The sequence below is a fragment of the Pseudomonas sp. CYM-20-01 genome (assembly GCF_023169845.1).
In the GTDB taxonomy this organism is placed as follows: Bacteria; Pseudomonadota; Gammaproteobacteria; order Pseudomonadales; family Pseudomonadaceae; genus Aquipseudomonas; species Aquipseudomonas azotoformans.
This window is the reverse complement of sequence record NZ_AP025169.1, coordinates 5,983,986-6,005,533: the sequence shown is the minus strand read 5'-3', so window position 1 is coordinate 6,005,533 and position 21,548 is coordinate 5,983,986. Positions and strand designations below refer to the sequence as shown.

The 21,548-nt window shown below is 58.4% G+C and carries 19 protein-coding genes and 1 other RNA gene; 8 read left to right on the top strand and 12 right to left on the bottom strand.

What is annotated here, in order from left to right; translation table 11 throughout:
• Positions 1 to 254: 254 nt before the first annotated feature.
• From M2497_RS27350 to M2497_RS27310, 9 genes are all read right to left on the bottom strand, one after another.
• On the bottom strand, positions 255 to 527 hold the full coding sequence (locus tag M2497_RS27350; RefSeq protein WP_248484629.1) for a hypothetical protein: 273 nt from the start codon (positions 525 to 527) through the stop codon (positions 255 to 257).
• A complete protein-coding gene (locus tag M2497_RS27345; RefSeq protein WP_248484627.1) occupies positions 524 to 1,504 on the bottom strand; it encodes an integrase domain-containing protein in 981 nt (326 codons plus the stop codon). Before M2497_RS27345 ends, M2497_RS27350 begins: the two co-directional genes overlap by 4 nt.
• Positions 1,482 to 1,841, bottom strand: coding sequence for a hypothetical protein (locus M2497_RS27340; RefSeq protein ID WP_248484625.1), 360 nt, complete (start codon positions 1,839 to 1,841; stop codon positions 1,482 to 1,484). The genes M2497_RS27345 and M2497_RS27340 overlap by 23 nt, the downstream gene beginning before the upstream one ends.
• Positions 1,825 to 3,192: a YfjI family protein gene (locus M2497_RS27335; RefSeq protein ID WP_248484624.1), complete on the bottom strand. Its 1,368-nt coding sequence runs from the start codon at positions 3,190 to 3,192 to the stop codon at positions 1,825 to 1,827. The genes M2497_RS27340 and M2497_RS27335 overlap by 17 nt, the downstream gene beginning before the upstream one ends.
• A 914-nt stretch (positions 3,193 to 4,106) precedes the next feature.
• Complete coding sequence (locus tag M2497_RS27330) at positions 4,107 to 5,363, bottom strand: integrase domain-containing protein (protein ID WP_248484622.1); 1,257 nt, start codon at positions 5,361 to 5,363, stop codon at positions 4,107 to 4,109.
• A 186-nt stretch (positions 5,364 to 5,549) separates the two neighbouring features.
• Positions 5,550 to 5,946, bottom strand: a transfer-messenger RNA (tmRNA) gene (gene ssrA, locus M2497_RS27325).
• Between the two features lie 104 nt (positions 5,947 to 6,050).
• Complete coding sequence (locus M2497_RS27320) at positions 6,051 to 6,329, bottom strand: hypothetical protein (protein ID WP_010206635.1); 279 nt, start codon at positions 6,327 to 6,329, stop codon at positions 6,051 to 6,053.
• A 137-nt stretch (positions 6,330 to 6,466) separates the two neighbouring features.
• Positions 6,467 to 9,277 carry an FAD-binding and (Fe-S)-binding domain-containing protein gene (locus M2497_RS27315; protein ID WP_248484620.1) on the bottom strand — a complete coding sequence of 937 codons (2,811 nt, stop codon included), beginning with the start codon at positions 9,275 to 9,277 and terminating at the stop codon, positions 6,467 to 6,469.
• Between the two features lie 70 nt (positions 9,278 to 9,347).
• The gene (locus M2497_RS27310; protein ID WP_058427665.1) at positions 9,348 to 11,042 is read right to left on the bottom strand and encodes a lactate permease LctP family transporter; all 1,695 of its coding nucleotides are present in this window, start codon (positions 11,040 to 11,042) and stop codon (positions 9,348 to 9,350) included.
• A gap of 251 nt (positions 11,043 to 11,293) precedes the next feature.
• On the opposite strand from M2497_RS27310, the gene M2497_RS27305 reads away from it, so the two are divergent.
• Positions 11,294 to 12,061, top strand: a complete 768-nt coding sequence (locus M2497_RS27305) for a GntR family transcriptional regulator (protein WP_034107087.1) — start codon at positions 11,294 to 11,296, stop codon at positions 12,059 to 12,061.
• A gap of 37 nt (positions 12,062 to 12,098) precedes the next feature.
• Here M2497_RS27305 and smpB read toward each other — a convergent pair whose 3' ends face one another.
• On the bottom strand, positions 12,099 to 12,581 hold the full coding sequence (gene smpB / locus M2497_RS27300; RefSeq protein WP_058427663.1) for an SsrA-binding protein SmpB: 483 nt from the start codon (positions 12,579 to 12,581) through the stop codon (positions 12,099 to 12,101).
• 166 nt (positions 12,582 to 12,747) lie between these two features.
• On the opposite strand from smpB, the gene M2497_RS27295 reads away from it, so the two are divergent.
• Together M2497_RS27295 and M2497_RS27290 are read left to right on the top strand one after the other, a co-directional pair.
• Positions 12,748 to 13,182 (top strand): type II toxin-antitoxin system RatA family toxin, encoded by a 435-nt coding sequence (locus M2497_RS27295; RefSeq protein ID WP_005791512.1) that lies wholly within the window; start codon positions 12,748 to 12,750, stop codon positions 13,180 to 13,182.
• Complete coding sequence (locus M2497_RS27290) at positions 13,175 to 13,477, top strand: RnfH family protein (protein ID WP_248484618.1); 303 nt, start codon at positions 13,175 to 13,177, stop codon at positions 13,475 to 13,477. The genes M2497_RS27295 and M2497_RS27290 overlap by 8 nt, the downstream gene beginning before the upstream one ends.
• 63 nt (positions 13,478 to 13,540) lie before the next feature.
• On the opposite strand, the gene M2497_RS27285 is transcribed toward M2497_RS27290, so the two are convergent.
• A complete protein-coding gene (locus M2497_RS27285) occupies positions 13,541 to 14,068 on the bottom strand; it encodes an outer membrane protein assembly factor BamE (protein ID WP_071493569.1) in 528 nt (175 codons plus the stop codon).
• 98 nt (positions 14,069 to 14,166) lie between these two features.
• On the opposite strand from M2497_RS27285, the gene fur reads away from it, so the two are divergent.
• Entirely contained in the window at positions 14,167 to 14,571 is a 405-nt protein-coding gene (gene fur / locus M2497_RS27280) for a ferric iron uptake transcriptional regulator (protein ID WP_003194220.1), read from the top strand.
• An 85-nt stretch (positions 14,572 to 14,656) separates the two neighbouring features.
• Here the strand turns inward: fur and recN are convergent, their stop codons facing one another.
• Complete coding sequence (gene recN, locus M2497_RS27275; RefSeq protein WP_058427660.1) at positions 14,657 to 16,330, bottom strand: DNA repair protein RecN; 1,674 nt, start codon at positions 16,328 to 16,330, stop codon at positions 14,657 to 14,659.
• A gap of 254 nt (positions 16,331 to 16,584) precedes the next feature.
• Between recN and grpE the strand changes: the two genes are divergently transcribed.
• The 4 genes from grpE to dapB all read left to right on the top strand — a co-directional run bounded on the left by grpE (position 16,585) and on the right by dapB (position 21,423).
• On the top strand, positions 16,585 to 17,145 hold the full coding sequence (grpE, locus tag M2497_RS27270; protein ID WP_248484616.1) for a nucleotide exchange factor GrpE: 561 nt from the start codon (positions 16,585 to 16,587) through the stop codon (positions 17,143 to 17,145).
• 102 nt (positions 17,146 to 17,247) lie between these two features.
• Positions 17,248 to 19,164 (top strand): molecular chaperone DnaK, encoded by a 1,917-nt coding sequence (gene dnaK / locus M2497_RS27265; protein WP_248484614.1) that lies wholly within the window; start codon positions 17,248 to 17,250, stop codon positions 19,162 to 19,164.
• A 317-nt stretch (positions 19,165 to 19,481) separates the two neighbouring features.
• Positions 19,482 to 20,606: a molecular chaperone DnaJ gene (gene dnaJ / locus M2497_RS27260; RefSeq protein ID WP_248484612.1), complete on the top strand. Its 1,125-nt coding sequence runs from the start codon at positions 19,482 to 19,484 to the stop codon at positions 20,604 to 20,606.
• 10 nt (positions 20,607 to 20,616) lie between these two features.
• Complete coding sequence (dapB, locus tag M2497_RS27255; protein ID WP_248484610.1) at positions 20,617 to 21,423, top strand: 4-hydroxy-tetrahydrodipicolinate reductase; 807 nt, start codon at positions 20,617 to 20,619, stop codon at positions 21,421 to 21,423.
• The last annotated feature ends 125 nt before the right edge of the window (positions 21,424 to 21,548 follow it).

Below are 21,548 nucleotides of genomic sequence, written 5' to 3'. Positions count from 1 at the left end.
AACGATTCTAGTTTCTTAGGCCATGTTTTGATAGCCAGCACTATGGCCAGCAAACAATTGGTTAGGGGGGCTCATATGGGAGCGTGGGTTACGAGGATGGTTTGGAAATACTCGTGACTCACCGCCTAAGTGTTAGTGAGATAAAGTAATCTACCTAAACGTTATCTCGTCCAACCATGAATTGAGCACTACATATCTTCTTCCGTGCTGCAACAGCTCTAGGTCGCTTTCAGGGGATGAGGCTAGCAATCTCATCAACGCAATGACGAGGTGCGTCCCATGCGGCTCCAGATCAATCGTGCAGTAAGCCGATAGTAATACAACGTTGTATTCGCGCGGCCGTCTAGATAGAAAGCCAGAAACCATCGCACATGCTTAACCTGCCAAACCCACGGATTCTCGCGCTGCCACCGCTTTTGAATAGCCACATGCATAATCCGGGCTTGCCGAAGATGGCGTTGCTGCGTAGCAGTCGAGCCAGTCAATACGCCACTCAGGAAAAGCGCCATATCGAATGGCTTGGTCATGTCCGACCTCCAATATATGCTGATACCACGTCGATTCGGTGATGTCCGAGCTCAAAGCTGATCTGTTGGCGCGCCTGTCGAGCAAGGTCGTGATCAACGCGATAACAGTGGCCACCACTAACCGGTGCGGGGTCACCGGTAAGTTGCTTGTACCGTTCGCAAGCGTAAGCCGCTCTTAGTTCATGAAAGCTTTTCAGTCCTTGTTCGTGCAGTGTTTTACGCGCAGGGCACACGGTCTGTTGCAAGAACGTTGCGTAGCTTTCGTCTCGAGCCAGCAAGTTACGGCTGCCGATTGGTGACGCATTTCGAGCGAACTGTAGCGCCGCCCTCACTTTTTCATTGGCCACGACCCAGCGTGGTGCCGAAGCTCCGGACCTGCCACCTTTGGTCCCATCCTGAATATTGATGCGGCCTAAGTGTTTAGCCTCACATTGCAAACGTGGCAGGTCAGCCAAGATCGTTTCGCGCAATCGCATGCCGGTTGCGCGGGCCAAGTAGACGATCGCAGCGACGCGGTAGTGTTGCTGCTCACGAAGCGCTTCAATCACTCGACTCAGTTGTTGATGCTCTTGGCCATCCGGTGCTCGCGTGCGTACGTTTGATCGCTGCATGCCGAGTGTCTTGCTCGGGCTGGCGATTTTCACGTACTGGTCGCCGCGTAGTGCTGCGAGGGTACGGTTTACGCTACTCAGGCGGTTCTGCGCGGTGGCGATGCAGATTTCACCTTGTTGGATTTGCTGACGCAGGTGTTTGGCGTAGCTGTGCAAGGTACTGCGATCTATCTGGCGGGCGTCGTTGTAACCGGGGCCGTCCGCTGACCGACACCACTTCACGAAAGCCTGCCAGCGATCACTGTATGCTTTGACCGTAGCGAAGTGGCCGCCGGCAAACATATCTTTCAGCGCTTGTGGGCCGGCATAGCTGAGCTGACGGCCGTAGCCAAAGTTGCGCCCGTCACGTCGGCCGACCAATGCCATCGGCTTCACCGTTTTCATTGTCTTGCAGAAAGCGCAGCACCGCTTTCCAGTGGGCGCTGATCTTGTTCACTTGTTGCCAATGTGCGGGACGAATAATCAGGGCGTTTTGCTGATGCCGCAGTATTGCTCCCTCTTCGCGCAGTTGGTGGATCAGTTGGCCGATGTTGACAGGCCCTAAGGCGGGTGTGGCGACAACGGCGACAGTGGCGACAACCCTTGTAGTTGCTGCTCTGAAGCATGGCGACAAGGCGGCGACGGAAGTGGCGACACTCCGCAATGCAGGTCGTGTCTGATGCTGCGCCTGGTAACGGCGCACCGCGTCATTGAGGCGGAACATGGCGCACCTCGAAGGTCTTTCCGTCAGAAGAGTCCAGCCAGCTATGTGAGATTAATTCGACCAGCAGCGTAATGGTGTGATGACTGCTTTTGCGGGCAAAGCGGGGGCCATTGCGATTGAGGTCGCGGACGGTAAATTGGGTCCAGCCTTTTTGCGTCAGCCAGCGCAGCAGTCGATCCGCCTCCTCGCGTAACGTGTTGATGGGCTCTTGCTCCGTCAGGCGCTGGATTTCGGCCAGGTAGTAATCCATCAGCGTCGAGGCACGCTGGATATGGGGTTCGTCCACTACGGGCGCGTCTTCAATCACCGCCAATACCCCGGCGATACGCAGTACATTGGCGGCTGCTTTCCCGGCGACAGATTGAATGCCGGCCAGCTCGCCAAACTCACCAGATTGGCATTCGATGGTGTCGTGAATATCGATCCAGGCAGTGCGCGCGCTGGGTGTCAGTTCCAGCCTGTCAGGGTTAAGTGAACCATCGTTGTGTAGCGACAGCGGCTTATCCAACAGAGCGGTAATGCGCGCTTGATAGCGCTGGATCCTGGCATCTCGCGTCAGGTCGACGGCCTTGTACAAGCGCCGCCCCACCAGGCGTTCGGGCCAACTGATCAGGCAGCGCCCAAGAATGCCTTGGCCGTTGATCATTCGATCTGTGAGTAGCTGGTTGGCCAGGTAAGGTTGCAGCATCAGATGCAGACTGAGACGGCGATCATAAGCTCGCAGGCTTTCCCCAGGCATGGACCGCGCTCGGTCGATAGGGCTGCCGTCCCAGAGTGCTGACAGGGTGGTGATTGCCTTGAGTTGGTTCTCTTTGCTCATGGTGCTGCTGCCCAAAAACTGGCCACCCTCATCGTTGAATAACCCCATGCTGGGCAAACCCTGGCATAGGTTTTTGATCAGCGCCTCAATGGTGGGCTCGGCGATGATCAACCTGGGCGGGACGGGGTCGGATAACTCACGAGCTTCGTGCTTTCCTCGAATGGCGGCGCGATTGGCTTTCAGTTGCTGCAAGTACAACATCCACTGCCGCCGCTCCCACTCACGCGCAGCCGCCAGCGCCAGATGATCCACTGCGCTTTTCCGATCACCCGACGATGCCACCGTCAGCATGTACAGGGATAACGGATAAACACGGCCATCGAGCTGCACATTAGCGTGCGACTGGGTCACCAGGGCGGCAGTGGCCAACACCGATTGCGCAGCCATGGCGCAGGGCACGCCGATCACCTCGGCCATGCGTTCGACGGCTGGTCCTAATATCTGTCCCAACGCTTCGACCGGATACGCCAGCGGCTCGGGCCGGTATTCCAGCAGCGGCTGTGGCAGGTCAAACGCTTCGCACAATTGCATCGTCATTCTCCTGGTGCTTCGAATTTCTCCCTCACTCTCCCCGCCACGGTTGTTGAGTGTTATCAGGGATCAAGGCCCCTGCAGCCTGTGAGGGTTGTCCACTTACGTGGGACGGGCGGCTCTTTACGACCGGGAGCTTGGGCATCTCATGATCTGGCCTCCTGAGCACCGATAACGGTGGGCGGGTGGAGGCTGCGCTGGCTGACGAGACCAGCGCCGCGAGATCCTGAGTCTGTTACAGGCAGTAATGCGATGACCAGCGCGTGCCTGACTGTCAGTCAGGTGCAGTGCATTCCGTGGGCTGCGGCACCATCATCTGCATTGCTGCTGCGGGTGACATCGGGGTTTGTCACGCCGATTGTCACAGTGACAAACGCTGCAATGTGTTGCCCGGCAAGGGCTGCGGCAGTAGTTTCGGCGCCCGTCTCTTTCCTGGAGAAAGAGACGGGCGTGGGCTGCCGCATTTGCACTGTGGATAAGTTGGCTTCGATCACGTTGGGCGTGACTGCGCGCCTAATTGGAAGCGAGCGCGCATGGCTGGGACCACCACTGTAGGGCGTAGCCTTAAAGATCCCTGGCTACCTGGGCAATGCTGTCGATGACAGCGCTCTACGGCTCTGGTGTAGCGCGTGCTCGGAGGGTGGTCAACCGTGTATGGGGTGGGGTTTTTAGGCGATGGATGTGTATGGAGGACGGTGGCTTTGAATGGACAGTGGGCCGTTCGTCGGTTTTTAAAGTGAGCCCCTGAGGACGGGAAGGCAAAGCCTTCCTGCCCTCAGGGGCTGGGCCTTAAAAGCTTGTGGGCGATGCAGATGGTGGCGACGGTCGCCGCTTTGTCGCCTTGCGCAGGACCGCTAAATAAGTGGGTTGTCGCCAGTGTCGCCGCTGTCGCCGCTGTCGCCAGTAGGAGCTGATTAACGAAACGGGATGACGTTCCCGTTTTTGTTTTCATGAATGGCCGTCACCGACAAATTGCCGGTTGCGGCTTTTTGGATGTACTCGCTCCACCAAACCATCATCGGACGCCGGCGCTCGATGTAGTCCGCTCGGTTGTACGCGCTTCTGACTTCGTCTTTGTCGACGTGGGCGAGGGCGACTTCGATCAACTCCGGGTCCCATCCATGTTCGTTGAGGATGGTGCTGGCCATTGATCGCAGGCCGTGGCTGACCAACCGATCCTGGAAGCCCATACGCTTTAATGCCATGTTCGCGGTCTGGCTGTTTGCGTGTGTACGCGGATTTCGGTCGGCCGGAAATACATGTTCCCGGTGGCCGCTGTAGGGCTTGAGTGTCTCTAGCAGCGCGAGCGTCTGGTCGCTTAGGGGGATGGGGTGCGCTCGGCGTTTTTTCATGCGCTCCTTTGGGATGGTCCAGATGCGTTTCTCGAAATCAATTTCTGCCCAGGCCGTTCCGGCAGCCTCGGCAGGGCGGGTCATGGTGTGCAGTTGCCATTCGATCAGGCAGCGGGTGATGCGTTTGATGCTGGCGTTGGCAATCGCCAGCATCAGGTCGGGTAGTTCTTCGGGGGGAAGTGCCGCCATGTTTTGTTTTTGCGGTTTCTTGAAGGCTGCCCGAATGCCGCTGAGCGGGTTCGCGAAGATCAGCCCGCAGTTGACGCCGTAGGCCATGATTTCGTTGAGACGTTGGGAAAGTCGCTTGACCGTCTCCAGGCTGCCTTTGGCCTCGATCGGGCGTAGGAGCTTGATGATCATGGGGGCGGTAATGTCTGCGAGCGGCGTGGCTTTCAAGCTGGGGAACACATGCAGGGTGAGCGAGCGCCAGATGTCTTCGGCGTAGGCCGTTGTGACTGAGTGCTTTTTCAGTTCGAACCAGGCGTTGGCCACCTTCTCGAGTGTGTGTTCGGTCTTCGCCAGCTTGGCTTGCCTGAGCTCATCGCGGTGAGCCTTGGGGTCAATGCCTAGCGCCAGTAGTTCACGTGCTTCTTGAGCTTTCTTTCTGGCGTTCGCCAACGAGAGAGCCGGGTAAGGGCCCAGCGCCATATTGAGGCGGTTTTTGGTTACCGGCTCGCGGTAGTTGAAATTCCATATCATCGAGCCACTGGCTCTGACTCTGAGTTGAAGGCCGTCGCCGTCAGTGAGAACGAAGTCTTTTCCTGTTGCCTTGACTGCCTTGAGTTGGCGGTCTGAGAGGCGGGTTGCATTAGTAGGCATGAGAGCTACCTCCGACACCGTTTTGGTATCCCAAAAATAACACCGGTGGGTCCGGGATACCAAATGGGATACCAAAACGTCTGGAACTCTAAACGCCTCTGCGGAAGCTAATGGCCCTGAAGCCCTTGATTTCACTGGATCCCAGGCACAAAAAAAGACGTCCGTGGACGTCTTTAGATGATGAGGTGGTGGAGCCGGGGGGATTTGAACCCCCGTCCGCCAGTACTCCGCTGTCGGTACTACATGCGTAGCCGTTTCTATTAAGTTAACCCTCAGCGACCCGAAGGGCAGGGTGCTTTGGGCGAGTTGTGTAAGTTTTAGCCGCTTCGTCCACAACGTACTGCACGGCGATTCTGTTCTATATGACAATCACTTTGGGTTTACAGACATCCCCTGGTGATTGCTGGACCCGAAGGTACCAGAAGCTCAGGGCTAAGGCTGCTTACGCAGCGAGAGCGAATTCCTGGCCGTAGTTTTCGTCATTGGCAACTATAAGAAGTTGCAACAGTGGATTTACGAGTTCTGTTACCAACTCGGCATGCACCTAAAGTTTCGCGACCGGCGTCGAATCCTAAACGGCCCCGTGCTTGTAACTCGTTGTTTCTTAGTGAGTGACAAGCCTATGCAGTGTACGCCAAACACTCGCGGAAGGCCAACCCGAAGGTTGGTCTTCCGCTATGGCGCTGCCTATTGGCCGCCTTTTTCGCTGTTCTGCAGGTCTTGCAGCGCCTTCGAGGTGATCTCGATGCACTTTTTGTCATCACCCGCGGCGTGGGCCGCTTTGGCCTGGGACACGGCGGTGTCTATCTCGCCGCTTTTACCACTGGTATCGGTGGCGAGCAGGGCCTTACCGTTGTTGATTTTGTCCAGATTGATTTTGCACAGATCCGGCTCGCCCGCCGCGAATACAGGGGAAGCCAGCATCGCAGCGGTAATGAACAAGCCAGCAAGAGCGGAACGCTTCATCGGGTATCTCCTTGCGCAAAAGGGCTCGACGCTGCTGGCGTTCAACCGCTGCCAGCGACATCACTGATGAGCCTCGTGTGTCGAGGCCTATGCAGATGACTACGCCGGCGCGCAGGGGTTCTGTTTTTTTTGCAGGATCAGTGAGCGCGGGCCTGGGTGACGCGGTCCACCAGGTAGACCAACCCGTGATAATCGATGCCGCCATGCTGGCTCAGGCCGATCTCGCAGGTACGGCTGGTGGAGATGCCTTCGCTGCAATATTGCACCGCATCCTTGAGGCTGCGCAGTGAGTGGGCGTTGAGTTCCGGCGTGGTGAAGCCTTTGTCGCCGGCAAACCCGCAGCAATGAATGCCTTCCGGGATCACCACGGTGTTGGAGCAGCGGCGAGCGAGGTCGATCAGGGCCTGGCTCTCGCCCAGGTGCTGGGTGCTGCAGGTGACGTGCACCGCAATCGGCGCGTCCTGGGGGGTGAAGTCGAGGCGATCCATCAGGTGGGTGCGGATAAATCGCACAGGGTCGTAAAGATCCAGGCGCGTTTCGCCCAGGTCCTGCACCAGGCGCAGGGTGCAGGGGCTGGTGTCGCAGTAGATCGGGTCGAGCCCGCCGCGACTGGCGTGGAGCAGCGCGCCGATCAGTTCCTGGCGCTTGTGTTCGGCCTGTTCGGCGTAGCCTTTGGAGGCGAACGGCTGGCCGCAGCAGAGGTCGTCCTGGTTGTCGGGAAATACGACTTGGTAGCCGGCTTTTTCCAACAGATTGCGGGTTTTGTCGTACAGCGACATCTGCTCTTTATCGCCCGCCGCCGGGCCCATGGCGCGTGAGACACAGGCCGCCAGGTAGACCACCCGTGGCCGCTCGTCCGTCACTGCCGGGCTGAAGCGAATGGCTTTTTCCGGCTGTGGCATGGCGTTGGTCCACTGCGGAATCTGTCCCTTGGACAGCTTGGTCACGCTGGCCGATAGCTTTGCCAGGCGCGGCGCGCCGAGCAGCATGCGTGCTCCATTGGCCACATGCAGTGTAAAACGCGCGCCTTGCAGCGCGGTGGCGAAATGCGTGGCGAGCCATTCGGCGGTTTTCGTACGGTCAGCATCGCGGCTGCGCAGTTTTTTCACCAGGTCGCCGGTATTGATTCCTACAGGGCAGCGCTGGGCGCAAAGCCCGGTGGCGGCGCAGGTGTCGATGCCGTGGTACTGATACGCGGCTTCCAACTCAGTGGTGTCGACACCGGCGCGTTTCTTCGCCTGGATATCGCGCCAGATAACGATGCGTTGGCGCGGGCTCAAGGTCAGGCCTTTCGACGGGCATACCGGTTCGCAGAAGCCGCATTCGATGCACTTATCCACAAGCTCGTCGGCGGCGGGCAGTGGCTTGAGGTGCTTGAGGTGGATTTGCGGGTCTTCGCTGAGCACCACGTCCGGGTTGAGAATGCCGTTGGGGTCGAGCAGGCGCTTGAGTTGCCACATCAGTTGATAGGCGTCGCTGCCCCATTCCAGCTCGACAAACGGCGCCATATTGCGGCCGGTGCCATGTTCTGCTTTCAACGAACCACCGAACTCTACGGCTACCAGTTGCGCTACGTCGTCCATGAACGCTTGGTAGCGTGCGACTTCTTCCGCGCTGTTGAAGCCTTGGGTGAACACGAAGTGCAGATTGCCTTCCAGTGCGTGTCCGAAAAGTATCGCTTCGTCGTAGTGATGTTTGTCGAACAACTCGATCAAGCGATTCACGCCGATTGCCAGTTGTTCAACCGGGAAGGTCACGTCCTCGATGATCACCGTGGTGCCGGTTTTGCGCACGGCGCCGACGGCAGGGAAGGTGTCCTTGCGGATCGCCCATAGGCGGGCGTTTTCCACAGGGTCTTCGGTGAAGCCGACTTGCTTCTCCACCGGAAACGGGGCCAGGGAGGCCATGATCAGCGCCAGTTGCTCGTGCAGTAACGACGAGGAAGCTGCACGCGACTCGATCAAAAGGGCGCAGGCATTTTCCGATAGGTGCTGTACGAAAGCGGGCATGCCCGGCTTGTTCTGTACCGAGCGCATGCTGCGACGGTCCAGTAGCTCGACGGCCGAAACGGGTTGGGTCTTGAGGACAGTTACTGCATTGCAGCAGGTTTCGACGTCGGGGAACACAATCAACGCCGACGCTTTGTTGGGGTGATCGATCACAGTGTCGTAGGTGACCGCGCTGATAAACCCAAGGGTGCCCTCGGAGCCCACCAGCAGATGGCTGAGGATATCCAGCGGCTCATCGAAATCCACCAAGGCATTGAGTGACAGCCCAGTGGTATTTTTCAGACGATATTTGTGGCGGATCTTTGCCGCCAGTTCAGCGTTTGCCCGGGTCTCGCGACCGAGTGTCGCCAAGCGTTCCAGGAGCGCGCTGTGCTGTTCGCGAAACGCTGCCACGCTGGCCGCGTCTTCGGTATCCAGGCGGCTGCCGTCCGCCAATACCAGGCGTATCCCGGCCAGGGTGTGGTAGGTGTTCTGCGCCGTGCCGCAGCACATGCCGCTGGCGTTGTTGGCGACGATACCGCCGATCTTGCAGGCGTTGATCGATGCCGGGTCTGGCCCGATCTTGCGCCCGAACGGCGCCAGCCACGCGTTGGCCTGGGCGCCGATGACGCCGGGCTGCAGGCGGATTTGTGCCCCCTGCCCACGGATCTCGCGGCCGTTCCAATTGTCCCCCAGCACGATCAGCACCGAGTTGCTGATGGCTTGCCCGGACAGGCTGGTGCCGGCGGCGCGGAAGGTCACTGGAACATGGTCGCGCTGAGCCAGTTGCAGCAGCGCGACGACTTCGTCTTCCGACTCCACACGGATTACCAGCTGTGGGATCAGTCGGTAAAAACTGGCGTCGGTGCCGAAGGCGAGGGTGGAAAGCGGGTCGTCGAAGCGTCGATCTTTCGGGATCAGTTGTGTGACGTCGCGCAGGAAAGCAGCAGGCAGGCTCATCGGTCCTCCAGAAATAGCTGACGCCGGAACCGTTGTCCGGCGTCGATTCTTACCCTATAGCGTGCAGGTCTCAGTGCACCAGCATACCGGTGAACCAGTAGGCCTGGGCCAGGGTGATCAGCCCGACGATGGTGGCGAAGAACAGGCTGTGCTTGAGGGTGAAGCGGAACAGGTCGGATTCCTTGCCCACCAGGCCGGTGGCGGCGCAGGCCACGGCGATAGATTGAGGCGAGATCATTTTGCCGGTGACGCCGCCGCTGGTATTCGCGGCAACCAGCAGGGTGTCGTTCACACCGATCTGATGCGCAGTGGTGGCTTGCAGCGAGCTGAACAGGGCGTTGGACGATGTGTCGGAACCTGTCAGGAAAACCCCCAGCCAGCCGAGGAAAGGTGAGAAGAACGGGAAGGCTGCACCGGTGCCAGCCAATACCAGCGCCATGGTCGAAGACATGCCGGAGTAGTTGGTGACGAAGGCGAAGGCCAGCACCATGCCGATGGAAAGGATCGGCCAGCGCAGTTCGTAGAAGGTCTCTTTTAAAGTGGTAAGACCAGTCTTGATGTCGATTTTAAGTACCAGCATCGAGATCAGCGCGGAGAAGAAAATCGCGGTACCGGTCGCGGAAATCGGGTCAAGCTTGAACACGGCCGGGATAGCGGTGGGGTTGGTCACGATCGGGGCAACCTTGATCACCAGTTGATCCAGGTGCGGGATCGCGAAGTTGAACACCCAGCTGTACATCGAGCCACCGGCGGCGAACATTGCTTTGAACGGCTTGAGGGTCCAAATGGTGACCAGTACGGTGAGAATCAGGAACGGCGACCAGGCCTTGAAAATCTGCACCAGGCTGTAGGGCGAGACAATCGTGTTGCGCGGCAGGCCGAAACCGCCTGCGCTCGCAGTGACCGCAGCGCTGGAAGTGGCGCCGGCAATCTGTGCGCCCGCAGTGCGCTTGGGCTGCCAGACTTTCAGAAACAGGGTCAGGGAAATCAGGCTGGCCAGGGCCGAGGTGATGTCCGGCAGTTCCGGGCCGATGAAGTTGGAGGTGAAGTACTGGGTGATGGCAAAGCTCAAGCCCGCGACCAGCGCGGCCGGCCAGGTTTCACGTACGCCGCGCAGGCCGTCCATCATGAACACCAGCCAGAACGGCACGAACAGCGACAGCAGAGGCAATTGGCGGCCAGTCATGGCGCCGATCTTGAACGCGTCGATGCCAGTGACTTGCCCGGCAACGATGATCGGGATTCCCAGGGCGCCGAATGCGACAGGCGCGGTGTTGGCGATCAGGCACAGGCCGGCGGCGTACAGCGGGTTGAAGCCCAGGCCGACCAACAATGCGGCGGTGATCGCCACGGGGGCGCCGAAACCGGCCGCACCTTCCAGGAAGGCACCGAAGCAGAAGCCGATCAGCAGCACTTGCAGGCGTTGGTCGTCGGTAATCGACAGGACCGAACTGCGGATGATCTCGAACTGGCCGCTTTTGACCGTGAGTTTGTAGAGGAACACCGCGGCGACGATGATCCACGCGATAGGCCATAGGCCGTAGGCAAAGCCGTAACCGGCAGCGGCCAGCGCCATGTCCACCGGCATCTGGAAGGCGAAGATCGCCACCAGGATCGACAGCGCCAGGGTGATGCTGCCGGCTACGTGGCCTTTGAGGCGAAATACGGCCAGGGCCAGAAAGAAGAATACGATCGGAATGACGGCCGCCAATGCGGACAGGCCGAGGCTGCCGAGCGGGCTGTAGAGCTGTTGCCAGGTTTGCATATGGGGTGGCCCCTGATTGTTGTTGTTTGATCAGCTTGGATAATTGGTAATACCAATTTGCAGTCGCTGTTGGCTAGAGTAAAAGCCTTGCTGGGGGCGTGTCAATTTGCCGCCTGCGAAACTTTGGTCGTAGGTCGCTGTGCAGGGTGTTCTGATCGGTTGAAAGGAAGGCGTTCTGATAGGTGCCGCAAGCGCCGCGATAGGCCAGAATAGAGGCCCTGGCGAGTGGTCGGGATGGTGGAGAGTGAGTGATGGGGTTTGATCAGGTGCGTCAGCGCCGTTTGTCTGACGATATTGTCGAGCAGCTTGAGGGCATGATCCTTGAGGGCACGCTGAAGTCGGGCGAGCGTTTGCCGGCCGAGCGCGCTTTGGCTGAGCAGTTCGGGGTGTCGCGGCCTTCCTTGCGCGAGGCGATCCAGAAGTTGGCGGCCAAAGGTTTGCTGGTCAGTCGCCAAGGCGGGGGCAATTATGTGGCTGAGTCCCTGGGCTCCACGTTCAGTGATCCGCTGCTGCATCTGCTGGAGAACAATCCCGAGGCCCAGCGTGATCTGCTGGAGTTTCGCCAGACCCTTGAAGCCTCTTGCGCCTATTACGCCGCGCTGCGCGCCACGGAGGTTGATCGCGAGCGACTTACGGCGGCCTTCGAAGCACTACAGGATTGCTATACCCGGTCCGATGAGGTAAGTCGGGCCGAGGAGGGCGCGGCCGATGCGCGGTTTCACTTGGCGATCGCCGAAGCCAGCCATAATGCCGTGTTGCTGCACACCATTCGCGGTCTGTTCGACCTGCTCAAACGTAACGTGGTGACCAACATTGGTGGGATGTACCAACAGCGTACGGAAACCCGCGACATGCTGATCAGTCAGCATCGGGATTTGTACCTGGCGATTATCGAAGGTCGCGCCGAGCAGGCGCGCGAGGTTTCAACACGTCACCTGCTGTATGTGCAGGAAGTGCTGGAGGAAGTGCGTCAGGAAGTTCAGCGCGTGGCGCGTGCGGAGCGGCGCAAGGGGATGTAGCCGAGGGTGGGCGCCCACGGCTGCATCGCAGCAAGGATTATTCTTCCTTGCCCTTGTTGCGCACGGCGCGATGCAGTTCGCGGTTGGAATCACGTTCGCGCTCGGAATCACGCTTGTCGTATTCCTTCTTGCCCTTGCCCAGTGCGATTTCGCACTTGACCAGGTGCTTGCTCCAATACCAGGACAGACAGACGCAGGCATAACCCTTCTGCTGTACAGCGGCTGCGAGCTTTTCCAGTTCGCGGGCATTGAGCAGCAACTTGCGCGTACGCACCGGGTCGGCGATCACGTGGGTGCTCGCGGTGGTCAGCGGGGTGATATGACTGCCGAGCAGCCACGCCTCGCCATCCTTGAGCAGCACATAACTGTCGACCAGTTGCAGCTTGCTGGCACGCAGACTCTTTACTTCCCAGCCGGCCAGGACCAGACCAGCCTCGAACCGATGTTCGATGAAGTAATCGTGTCGCGCCTTTTTGTTTTGCGCGATGGTCCCTGTGGGGTGTTTCTTTTGTTTAGCCATAGGGGCGGCATTATAGGGAGTTGCGAGCGTGTCGGCTACGGTCAACCTGCGTGCTTGAGCGTGTTGGACGAATCCCGGACAATGCGGGCAGTTCTCTGGATTTTTTCTTTCGCGGATCGGGCTGTTTTTTCGCGATGTTTGCCTCAGCTGTGGAAATAACGCACACATGACGACGCATATTCAACGTTCGGCGCTGTTGCCCTATCCGGCACAGGCGCTCTATGACCTGGTCAACGACGTGGCGCGTTACCCGGAATTCCTGCCGTGGTGCTCAACGGCCGAGGTGCTGGAAAGCAGTGATGAGCACATGGTCGCCAGTGTCGGGGTCGCGAAGGGCGGCCTTAGTCAGCATTTTGTTACGCGTAATGTACTGGTGCCCGGTAAGTCCATCGAAATGAATTTGCAGGAAGGGCCGTTTACCCAGCTGCATGGCGTATGGGTGTTCAAGGCGCTGACGGATAAGGCCTGCAAAATCAGCCTGGATCTTTCTTTTGATTACGCCGGGCCTATTGTGCGGGCGACGCTGGGCCCGTTATTCAACCAGGCGGCCAATACCCTGGTGGATGCATTTTGTCAGCGGGCCAAGCAGCTGCATGGTTGAGTTCGAAGTGGTGTATGCCGCCGAGGATCGCCAGGTGTTGCTGGCGGTGACGGCGCCGGCGGGCACCCAGCTGCGTGCTGCGGTGCAGGCGTCGGGTATTGCAGTGCAATTTCCCGAGCTGGATTTGGCGGATTGTCCTTTGGGGATATTCGGCAGGGTGGTTACGGATGCTGATGTGCGCCCAGTGCAGGACGGTGACCGTATTGAGATTTACCGGCCGTTGCTGGCGGACCCGAAAGAAGTGCGCCGGCTTCGCGCGGCCAAGGCGGCCTTGGCCAGGCAGCAGAGTTCATAGGCCAGTCAAATGGCAAACAGCAAAAAGCCCGGCATGCCGGGCTTTTTGTTGAGCGCCGCAAACTTACTGCGGGCTGGTGTCCAGAGGCTGAGGCGTCGGGACGGGCACTGTTTCCACGCCGTCGACGTCTTTCTGGATCTTGTCGAGCAAGGAGCCGGGCTTGGCTGGTACTTCGGACTTGGGCTTCTCAGCTTCCTGCGCAGGCGCAGTCACGTTGTTGCCGTTATCCTTGCCAAGCAGGGCTTCATCACGGCTTACGCCGGGCATGAAGTCGCCGGACAGGCTGACAAGCTGGTCATTGCCATTGAAGATGACACTGACGCGCTCCTGCTGGCGTTCACCGCCACCTGGCTGCAGGCTGTAGAGATAATCCCAGCGATCGGCATGGAAAGTGTCGGTCAGCAGGGGGTTGCCCATGATAAACCGTACTTGCCGTCGGGTCATTCCGGGCCGTAACTGGTCTATCATGTCCTGCGTGACGACATTGCCCTGCTGGATGTCGATTTTGTAAACCCCGGGGAATGAACAACCGGCGAGTGCGAGCAGTCCCACAAAGGTGAAACTGGTTAGCAAGAGCTTGGTGTTTTGCATCGGTGGGCGACTTCCACTATCTTGGCTGGGACAACGTAAACGCCGATCATACCCGTATTAAGAGAAGCTGCGAAGCAGCATCCGCGAGAAAGCTAACCATGGTTGAAAATAGCGAACTACGCAAAGCCGGTCTCAAAGTGACTCTGCCACGAGTCAAGATTCTACAAATGCTCGATTCTGCTGAGCAGCGCCACATGAGTGCCGAGGATGTCTACAAGGCACTGATGGAGTCTAACGAGGACGTTGGCCTGGCCACGGTTTACCGTGTGCTGACCCAGTTTGAAGCCGCAGGGCTGGTGGTTCGTCATAATTTCGACGGCGGTCATGCAGTGTTCGAATTGGCTGACGGTGGTCATCACGACCACATGGTTGACCTGGATACCAATGAGGTTATCGAGTTCACCAGCCCCGAAATTGAAGCGCTGCAGCATAAGATTGCTGAAGAGCATGGCTTCGATCTGGTTGACCATAATCTGGTCCTTTACATCCGTAAGAAAAAGTAACAAGCGCTGCAGATTTACGCTGCAAAACGATCGAAGGCGACCTCAGGGTCGCCTTCGTGCTTTCTATAAGAAGGAAATTTTTCGCTCAGGCCTTTGCCGCCACGACCATTTTCTTCGCGTGCGCCAACGACTCCTTGGTCAAATCAATACCGCCGAGCATGCGCGCCACTTCTTCCACGCGTTCCGACTTGTTCAACTTGGATACGGCTGTGTGCGTTGCATCACTGCCGCGTACCTTGTGCACAAACAAGTGTTGATGCCCTTGGGCTGCCACTTGCGGCAAGTGAGTGACCGTCAGTACCTGACCTCTATCCCCCAGGCGTCGCAACAGTTGGCCAACAATTTCTGCTGTCGGCCCGCCAATGCCCACGTCAACTTCGTCGAACACCAGCGTCGGCACCCGGGAGGTTTGCGCGGTAATCACCTGGATCGCCAGGCTGATCCGCGAAAGCTCGCCGCCGGATGCCACTTTTGCCAACGCCTTGAGTGGCTGCCCAGGGTTGGCGCTGACCAGCAGTTCCACCTGTTCCAGGCCGTGGGGTTGCAGCTCGTTGCTGGCGTTGGCGCGCAGTTCAATGGTGAAGCGCCCGCCCGGCATGCCCAGGCGTTGGATCTCCAGCTCTACTGCGCTGGCCAGGCCGGTCGCGGCTTGTTGGCGCAGGTCGCTCAGTTCGCGCGCTTTCTCCTGGTAATGACGAGCGAACGAGGCGAGTTCTTCGCCCAGTCGTTCGATGGATTCGTCATTCGCATTCAGGGTCTCGATTTCATCCAGCAGCTTTTGCTGCATCGTTGCCACTTCGGTGGGCTGGATTCGATGTTTGCGCGCCAGGGTATAGATGGTGTCCAGGCGCTCTTCTATTTCCTGCAGGCGTGCAGGATCGGCATCGAAGTGGTCCAGAAAGCGATTCAATTCACCGACCGCTTCCTCCACCTGAATCTGTGCACTGGTGAGCAGTGTCGTAGCTTCGCTCAGCGAGCCGGAGGCATTGTTCACGCTCGACAAGCGATTGAGGCTGGCAGTCAGTGCATTGAGCACGTTGCCTGAGTCGCTTTCACTGCATTGCTCTACCACCTGGCGACAAATGCCCAGCAAGGTTTCAGCGTTGGTGAGGTTCTTGTGTTCCTGCTCAAGCTGCTCCAGTTCAGTCTCGCCCAGGCCCAGGCTTTCCAGTTCTTCGAGTTGATAACTGAGCAACTGATGACGAGCGCGTTGTTCATCGCCGGAGTTGGAGAGTCGCTCCAGTTCCTGCCGCGTCTGGCGCCAGCGCTGGGCGGCAAGTTGCACCTGGCGGGCAAGGTCTGTGGCACCGGCATATTCATCGAGCAGGCGGCGATGGGTGTCGGTTTTCAGCAGCGACTGGTGCTCATGCTGGCTGTGGATATCGATAAGCAACTCGCCCAGGGCTTTCAAGTCGCCCAGTGGGCAGGGCGTGCCGTTGATATAGCCGCGAGAGCGACCTTCCGCCGTGATAACCCGGCGCAGAATGCACGGGCCTTCATTATTAAGGTCGCGTTCGGTCAACCAGGTTTCGGCCTCGGGAATATCGGCCAGGTCGAAGGTGGCCAGGATATCGGCCTTGTCTGCGCCGGGGCGCACCACGCCGCTGTCGGCGCGATCACCCAGGGTGAGGCCCAGGGCATCGAGCATGATCGACTTGCCGGCGCCGGTTTCGCCTGTGATTACGCTCATCCCGCGATCCAGTTCGAGATCCAGATGTTCAACGATGGCGTAATTATGTACGGACAGGTGCACGAGCATGACGGGCGCTCCCAGGCTTTAGGTCTGGTTATTTATACAGTGTTTTGTTCAGGGCTGACAATCCTGGCGCTTAGCTCGATTTGCTTGAATGAGCGTGTTTTTTAGCGCAATGCGGAATGGGGCGGCAGGAATTGATCCCGATCATGGGAAAGACTTTTGGTAACGCCTGCGCTCTTGAACCTGGAAATTGTGGCCCCATATACCGGAACAGAAGCGCGAGTTGAGTTCGTGCATGATTTTGAAAGGAGAAAACTATGGCTGACGAACAGACGCAGGATACGCAAACTCCAGACGCCAATTCGGCTGTCGGCGATGAGCTGGCAACGCGTGTGCAAGTGCTCGAAGAGCAATTGGCTGCTGCGCAGGATCAATCTTTGCGTGTTGCCGCCGATCTGCAGAACGTCCGCCGCCGTGCCGAGCAGGATGTAGAAAAGGCTCACAAGTTCGCGCTGGAAAAATTTGCCAGTGACTTGCTGCCGATCATCGACAGCCTGGAGCGTGGTCTCGAGTTGTCCAACCCGGACGATGAAAACATCCGCCCGATGCGCGAAGGGATCGAGCTGACCCTGAAAATGTTCCAGGACACCCTGAAGCGTTATCAGCTGGAAGCCATCGATCCAACCGGCGGCGAACCGTTCAACGCTGAACATCACCAAGCCATGGCCATGCAGGAAAGCCATGACCTGGAGCCTAACAGCGTGCTGAAAGTGTTCCAGAAGGGCTACCTGCTTAACGGTCGCCTGCTGCGCCCGGCGATGGTCGTGGTGAGCAAGGCGCCTGCACCGGTTTCGCCTTCTATTGATGAGCAGGCTTGAAATACGCTGTAAAGCCCCCATCTATAAGTCAAGCGTTTAATTGCTACCGCAGTTAGCCACCACTGCTGCGGCAACCAAATTCAAGTTTCGGGAGAGTAAATCATGGGCAAAATTATCGGTATCGACCTGGGGACCACCAACTCCTGCGTCTCCGTCATGGAAAACGGCAAAGCCAAAGTTATCGAGAACGCCGAAGGCGCGCGTACCACGCCGTCGATCATTGCTTACGCAAATGATGGCGAGATCCTGGTTGGTCAGTCGGCCAAGCGTCAGGCTGTCACCAACCCGCACAACACCCTTTACGCGGTTAAACGTCTGATCGGTCGTAAGTTCGACGAAGAAGTCGTACAGAAAGACATCAAGATGGTGCCTTACAAAATCGCCAAGGCTGACAACGGTGACGCCTGGGTTGAAGTAAATGGCAACAAGATGTCTGCGCCGCAGATCTCGGCTGAAGTCTTGAAAAAGATGAAGAAGACTGCCGAAGACTATCTCGGCGAAACAGTGACCGAAGCGGTGATCACCGTTCCGGCCTACTTCAACGACAGCCAGCGCCAGGCGACCAAAGACGCCGGCCGCATTGCGGGCCTGGACGTAAAACGTATCATCAACGAGCCAACCGCAGCCGCTCTGGCCTACGGTATGGACAAGGCCAAAGGCGACCACACCGTGATCGTTTATGACCTGGGTGGCGGTACTTTCGACGTGTCGGTCATCGAGATCGCTGAAGTTGACGGCGAGCACCAGTTCGAAGTGTTGGCCACCAACGGCGACACCTTCCTGGGTGGTGAAGACTTTGACATCCGTCTGATCGACTACCTCGTTGATGAGTTCAAGAAAGAAAGCGGCATGAACCTCAAGGGTGACCCGCTGGCCATGCAGCGTCTGAAAGAAGCTGCCGAGAAGGCCAAGATTGAACTGTCCTCGAGCATGTCGACCGACGTAAACCTGCCGTACATCACTGCAGACGCCACCGGTCCTAAGCACTTGAACGTGAAGATCTCTCGCGCCAAGTTGGAAGCACTGGTTGAAGACCTGGTTCAGCGCACCATCGAACCTTGCCGCATCGCTTTGAAAGACGCTGGTATCGACGTTGGCTCCATCAACGACGTGATTCTGGTAGGCGGTCAGACCCGTATGCCACTGGTTCAACAGAAAGTTACCGAGTTCTTCGGTAAAGAAGCACGTAAAGACGTGAACCCGGACGAAGCAGTTGCCATGGGTGCTGCCATCCAGGGTGCGGTATTGGCCGGCGACGTCAAAGACGTGCTGCTGCTGGACGTCAGCCCGCTGACTCTGGGTATCGAAACCATGGGCGGCGTGATGACTGCGCTGATCGAGAAAAACACCACGATTCCTACCAAGAAATCCCAGGTGTTCTCGACTGCCGACGACAACCAAGGCGCTGTGACCATTCACGTGCTGCAAGGTGAGCGTAAGCAAGCGGCTCAGAACAAGTCCCTGGGCAAGTTCGACCTGGCCGAGATTCCACCAGCACCACGTGGCGTGCCACAAATCGAGGTGACCTTCGACATCGATGCCAACGGCATCCTGCACGTCGGCGCGAAAGACAAGGCCACCGGCAAAGAGCAGAAGATCACCATCAAGGCCAACTCCGGTCTGTCTGATGAAGAAATTCAACAGATGATCCGTGATGCTGAAGCCAACGCTGATGCGGATGCCAAGTTTGCTGAACTGGCTGGCGCCCGTAACCAGGGTGACGCACTGGTTCACTCGACACGCAAGATGGTCGCTGATGCTGGCGATAAAGTGACTGCTGAAGAGAAAGCTGCCATCGAAGCCGCTGTAGTTGCCCTGGAAGCCGCTGTAAAAGGCGACGACAAGGCGGCTATCGAAGCCAAGATCGAAGAGCTGTCGAAAGTCTCTGCGCCAGTGGCTCAGAAAATGTACGCCGAACAAGGCCAGCCGGCTGACGGTGCTGCGCAGCACGCAGAGCCTGAAGCCAAGCACGACGACGTTGTCGACGCCGAGTTCGAAGAAGTCAAAGACCAGAAGTAAGTTGGTCGCCCGGTTGACCGCTATCAAGCGGTGACTGGTAGGATGTCGCCGCGCGGGAGCTTGCTCCCGCGTTGGCGTGTCTGGGGTATGCGAATTTTTACAGCATGCGACAGTGTTCGGATGCTGGCGGTGTGATCGGGAATGCTCCTGCTTTCCGAGCAGTAAATACCGCATTTTTGGCCGGGTACCTGGCTAAAAGTAGTAATGACCAGGATCGTTGAATTGACGTGAGTTGGGTCCGGGCCTGTATTGGGGCTCAACGAGTTTGGCAAGGCTCAGGAGGGTCTGGCTGAACGTCCTTAAGAGTGCAAAGACTTATGGCAAAGCGTGACTATTACGAAGTATTGGGTGTGGAGCGCGGCTCCAGCGAGGCGGACCTGAAGAAGGCCTACCGTCGCCTGGCGATGAAGCATCACCCGGACCGTAATCCGGATAGCAAAGAATCCGAAGAAATGTTCAAAGAGGCCAATGAGGCCTACGAATGTCTGTCTGATCCCAACAAGCGTGCGGCGTACGACCAGTATGGCCATGCCGGCGTCGACCCGAGCATGGGTGGCGGCGGTGCCGGTTTTGGTGGTCAGAACTTCTCCGATATCTTCGGCGACGTATTCAGCGACTTCTTCGGCGGTGGCCGGGGTGGTCAGCGTGGCGGCGCCCAGCGTGGCAGCGACTTGCGCTACACCCTGGAGTTGAACCTGGAAGAAGCCGTGCGCGGCACCAGCGTGAATATCCGTGTGCCGACGCTGGTCAACTGCAAGCCGTGCGACGGTTCGGGGGCCAAGAAAGGTTCTTCGCCGATCACTTGTCCGACGTGCGGCGGTATTGGTCAGGTCCGTATGCAGCAGGGCTTCTTCTCGGTGCAGCAGACCTGTCCGCGTTGCCATGGTCAGGGCAAGATCATTTCCGATCCGTGCGACTCGTGCCACGGCGAAGGCCGTGTCGAAGAGTACAAAACCCTTTCGGTGAAAGTGCCGGCGGGTGTGGATACCGGTGATCGCATTCGCCTGTCGGGCGAGGGCGAGGCGGGGACTCAAGGTGGTCCTACGGGCGACCTGTACGTGGTGATCAATGTGCGCGAGCACTCGATCTTCCAGCGTGACGGTAAGCACTTGTTCTGCGAAGTGCCGATAAGCTTTGTTGATGCGGCGCTGGGTGGCGAGCTTGAAATTCCAACTCTCGACGGTCGGGTCAAGCTCAAGATCCCTGAGGGCACGCAGACCGGCAAGCAGTTCCGTATCCGCGGCAAGGGCGTTGCGCCGGTGCGTGGTGGCGGTGCTGGTGACCTGATGTGCCGTGTGGCGGTAGAGACTCCGGTCAATCTGGATCGTCGTCAGCGTGAGCTGCTTGAAGAGTTCCGCAGTTCGTTGGACGGTAACAGCTCTCAATCGCCGCAAAGTTCTGGCTTTTTCGAAGGCGTGAAGCGCTTCTTCGGCGACCTGTAAGGAATTGAGTATGCGACGTATAGCCGTAATGGGCGCTGCCGGGCGCATGGGCAAGACACTGGTCGAGGCGGTGCAGCAGCGCTCGCCGGCCTCCGGGCTGACCGCGGCGATCGTCCGCCCGGGCAGCACGTTGATCGGTGCGGATGCCGGTGAGTTGGCTTCGCTGGGGCGCATCGGCGTTTCGTTGTCCGGCAACCTGGAGCAGGTAGCTGACGAGTTCGACGTGCTGATCGACTTCACTCTGCCGGACGTGATGCTGAAAAACCTGGCGTTCTGCCGCAAGGCGGGCAAGGCGATGGTAATCGGTACTACCGGTTTGACGGTTGAGCAGAAGCAGTTGTTGGTGGAGGCGGGCAAGGATATTCCTATCGTTTTCGCGGCCAACTTCAGTGTGGGCGTGAACCTGTCGCTCAAGCTGCTTGATTTGGCCGCCCGTGTGCTCGGGGATGAAGCGGATATCGAAATCATCGAGACCCATCACCGCCACAAGATCGATGCGCCGTCAGGTACTGCTCTGCGCATGGGCGAAGCGATTGCCGATGCGTTGGGTCGCGACTTGTCGAAAGTGGCGGTGTATGGCCGTGAAGGCCACACCGGTGCGCGCGCGCGCGACACCATCGGCTTTGCAACCGTGCGTGGTGGTGATGTGGTGGGTGACCACACCGTGTTGTTCGCCGCTGAGGGCGAGCGCCTGGAAATCACGCACAAGGCGTCCAGTCGCATGACGTTTGCCAAGGGCGCGGTGCGTGCTGCGCTCTGGTTGGAGGGGCGCGAGGCGGGCCTTTACGACATGCGCGATGTGCTGGATCTGCACTAATCAGTAGCTAAAACGGGGCCTCAAGCTTATGCTTAGGCCCCGTTTTTACCCGCTAAGCGACGTCCTGTCGCATTCCCCTGCCTTTAAGGCTCATTAGCGGTGGACCAAAAAAGCCTTTTTCTGTA

Excerpts from the sequence above, each read along its gene's own strand:
- M2497_RS27350 (WP_248484629.1), bottom strand. The coding sequence starts at position 527 with ATGACCAAGCCATTCGATATGGCGCTTTTCCTGAGTGGCGTATTGACT.
- M2497_RS27345 (WP_248484627.1), bottom strand. The coding sequence starts at position 1,504 with ATGGCATTGGTCGGCCGACGTGACGGGCGCAACTTTGGCTACGGCCGT.
- M2497_RS27340 (WP_248484625.1), bottom strand. The coding sequence starts at position 1,841 with ATGTTCCGCCTCAATGACGCGGTGCGCCGTTACCAGGCGCAGCATCAG.
- M2497_RS27335 (WP_248484624.1), bottom strand. The coding sequence starts at position 3,192 with ATGCAATTGTGCGAAGCGTTTGACCTGCCACAGCCGCTGCTGGAATAC.
- M2497_RS27330 (WP_248484622.1), bottom strand. The coding sequence starts at position 5,363 with ATGCCTACTAATGCAACCCGCCTCTCAGACCGCCAACTCAAGGCAGTC.
- M2497_RS27320 (WP_010206635.1), bottom strand. The coding sequence starts at position 6,329 with ATGAAGCGTTCCGCTCTTGCTGGCTTGTTCATTACCGCTGCGATGCTG.
- M2497_RS27315 (WP_248484620.1), bottom strand. The coding sequence starts at position 9,277 with ATGAGCCTGCCTGCTGCTTTCCTGCGCGACGTCACACAACTGATCCCG.
- M2497_RS27310 (WP_058427665.1), bottom strand. The coding sequence starts at position 11,042 with ATGCAAACCTGGCAACAGCTCTACAGCCCGCTCGGCAGCCTCGGCCTG.
- M2497_RS27305 (WP_034107087.1), top strand. The coding sequence starts at position 11,294 with ATGGGGTTTGATCAGGTGCGTCAGCGCCGTTTGTCTGACGATATTGTC.
- smpB (WP_058427663.1), bottom strand. The coding sequence starts at position 12,581 with ATGGCTAAACAAAAGAAACACCCCACAGGGACCATCGCGCAAAACAAA.
- M2497_RS27295 (WP_005791512.1), top strand. The coding sequence starts at position 12,748 with ATGACGACGCATATTCAACGTTCGGCGCTGTTGCCCTATCCGGCACAG.
- M2497_RS27290 (WP_248484618.1), top strand. The coding sequence starts at position 13,175 with ATGGTTGAGTTCGAAGTGGTGTATGCCGCCGAGGATCGCCAGGTGTTG.
- M2497_RS27285 (WP_071493569.1), bottom strand. The coding sequence starts at position 14,068 with ATGCAAAACACCAAGCTCTTGCTAACCAGTTTCACCTTTGTGGGACTG.
- fur (WP_003194220.1), top strand. The coding sequence starts at position 14,167 with ATGGTTGAAAATAGCGAACTACGCAAAGCCGGTCTCAAAGTGACTCTG.
- recN (WP_058427660.1), bottom strand. The coding sequence starts at position 16,330 with ATGCTCGTGCACCTGTCCGTACATAATTACGCCATCGTTGAACATCTG.
- grpE (WP_248484616.1), top strand. The coding sequence starts at position 16,585 with ATGGCTGACGAACAGACGCAGGATACGCAAACTCCAGACGCCAATTCG.
- dnaK (WP_248484614.1), top strand. The coding sequence starts at position 17,248 with ATGGGCAAAATTATCGGTATCGACCTGGGGACCACCAACTCCTGCGTC.
- dnaJ (WP_248484612.1), top strand. The coding sequence starts at position 19,482 with ATGGCAAAGCGTGACTATTACGAAGTATTGGGTGTGGAGCGCGGCTCC.
- dapB (WP_248484610.1), top strand. The coding sequence starts at position 20,617 with ATGCGACGTATAGCCGTAATGGGCGCTGCCGGGCGCATGGGCAAGACA.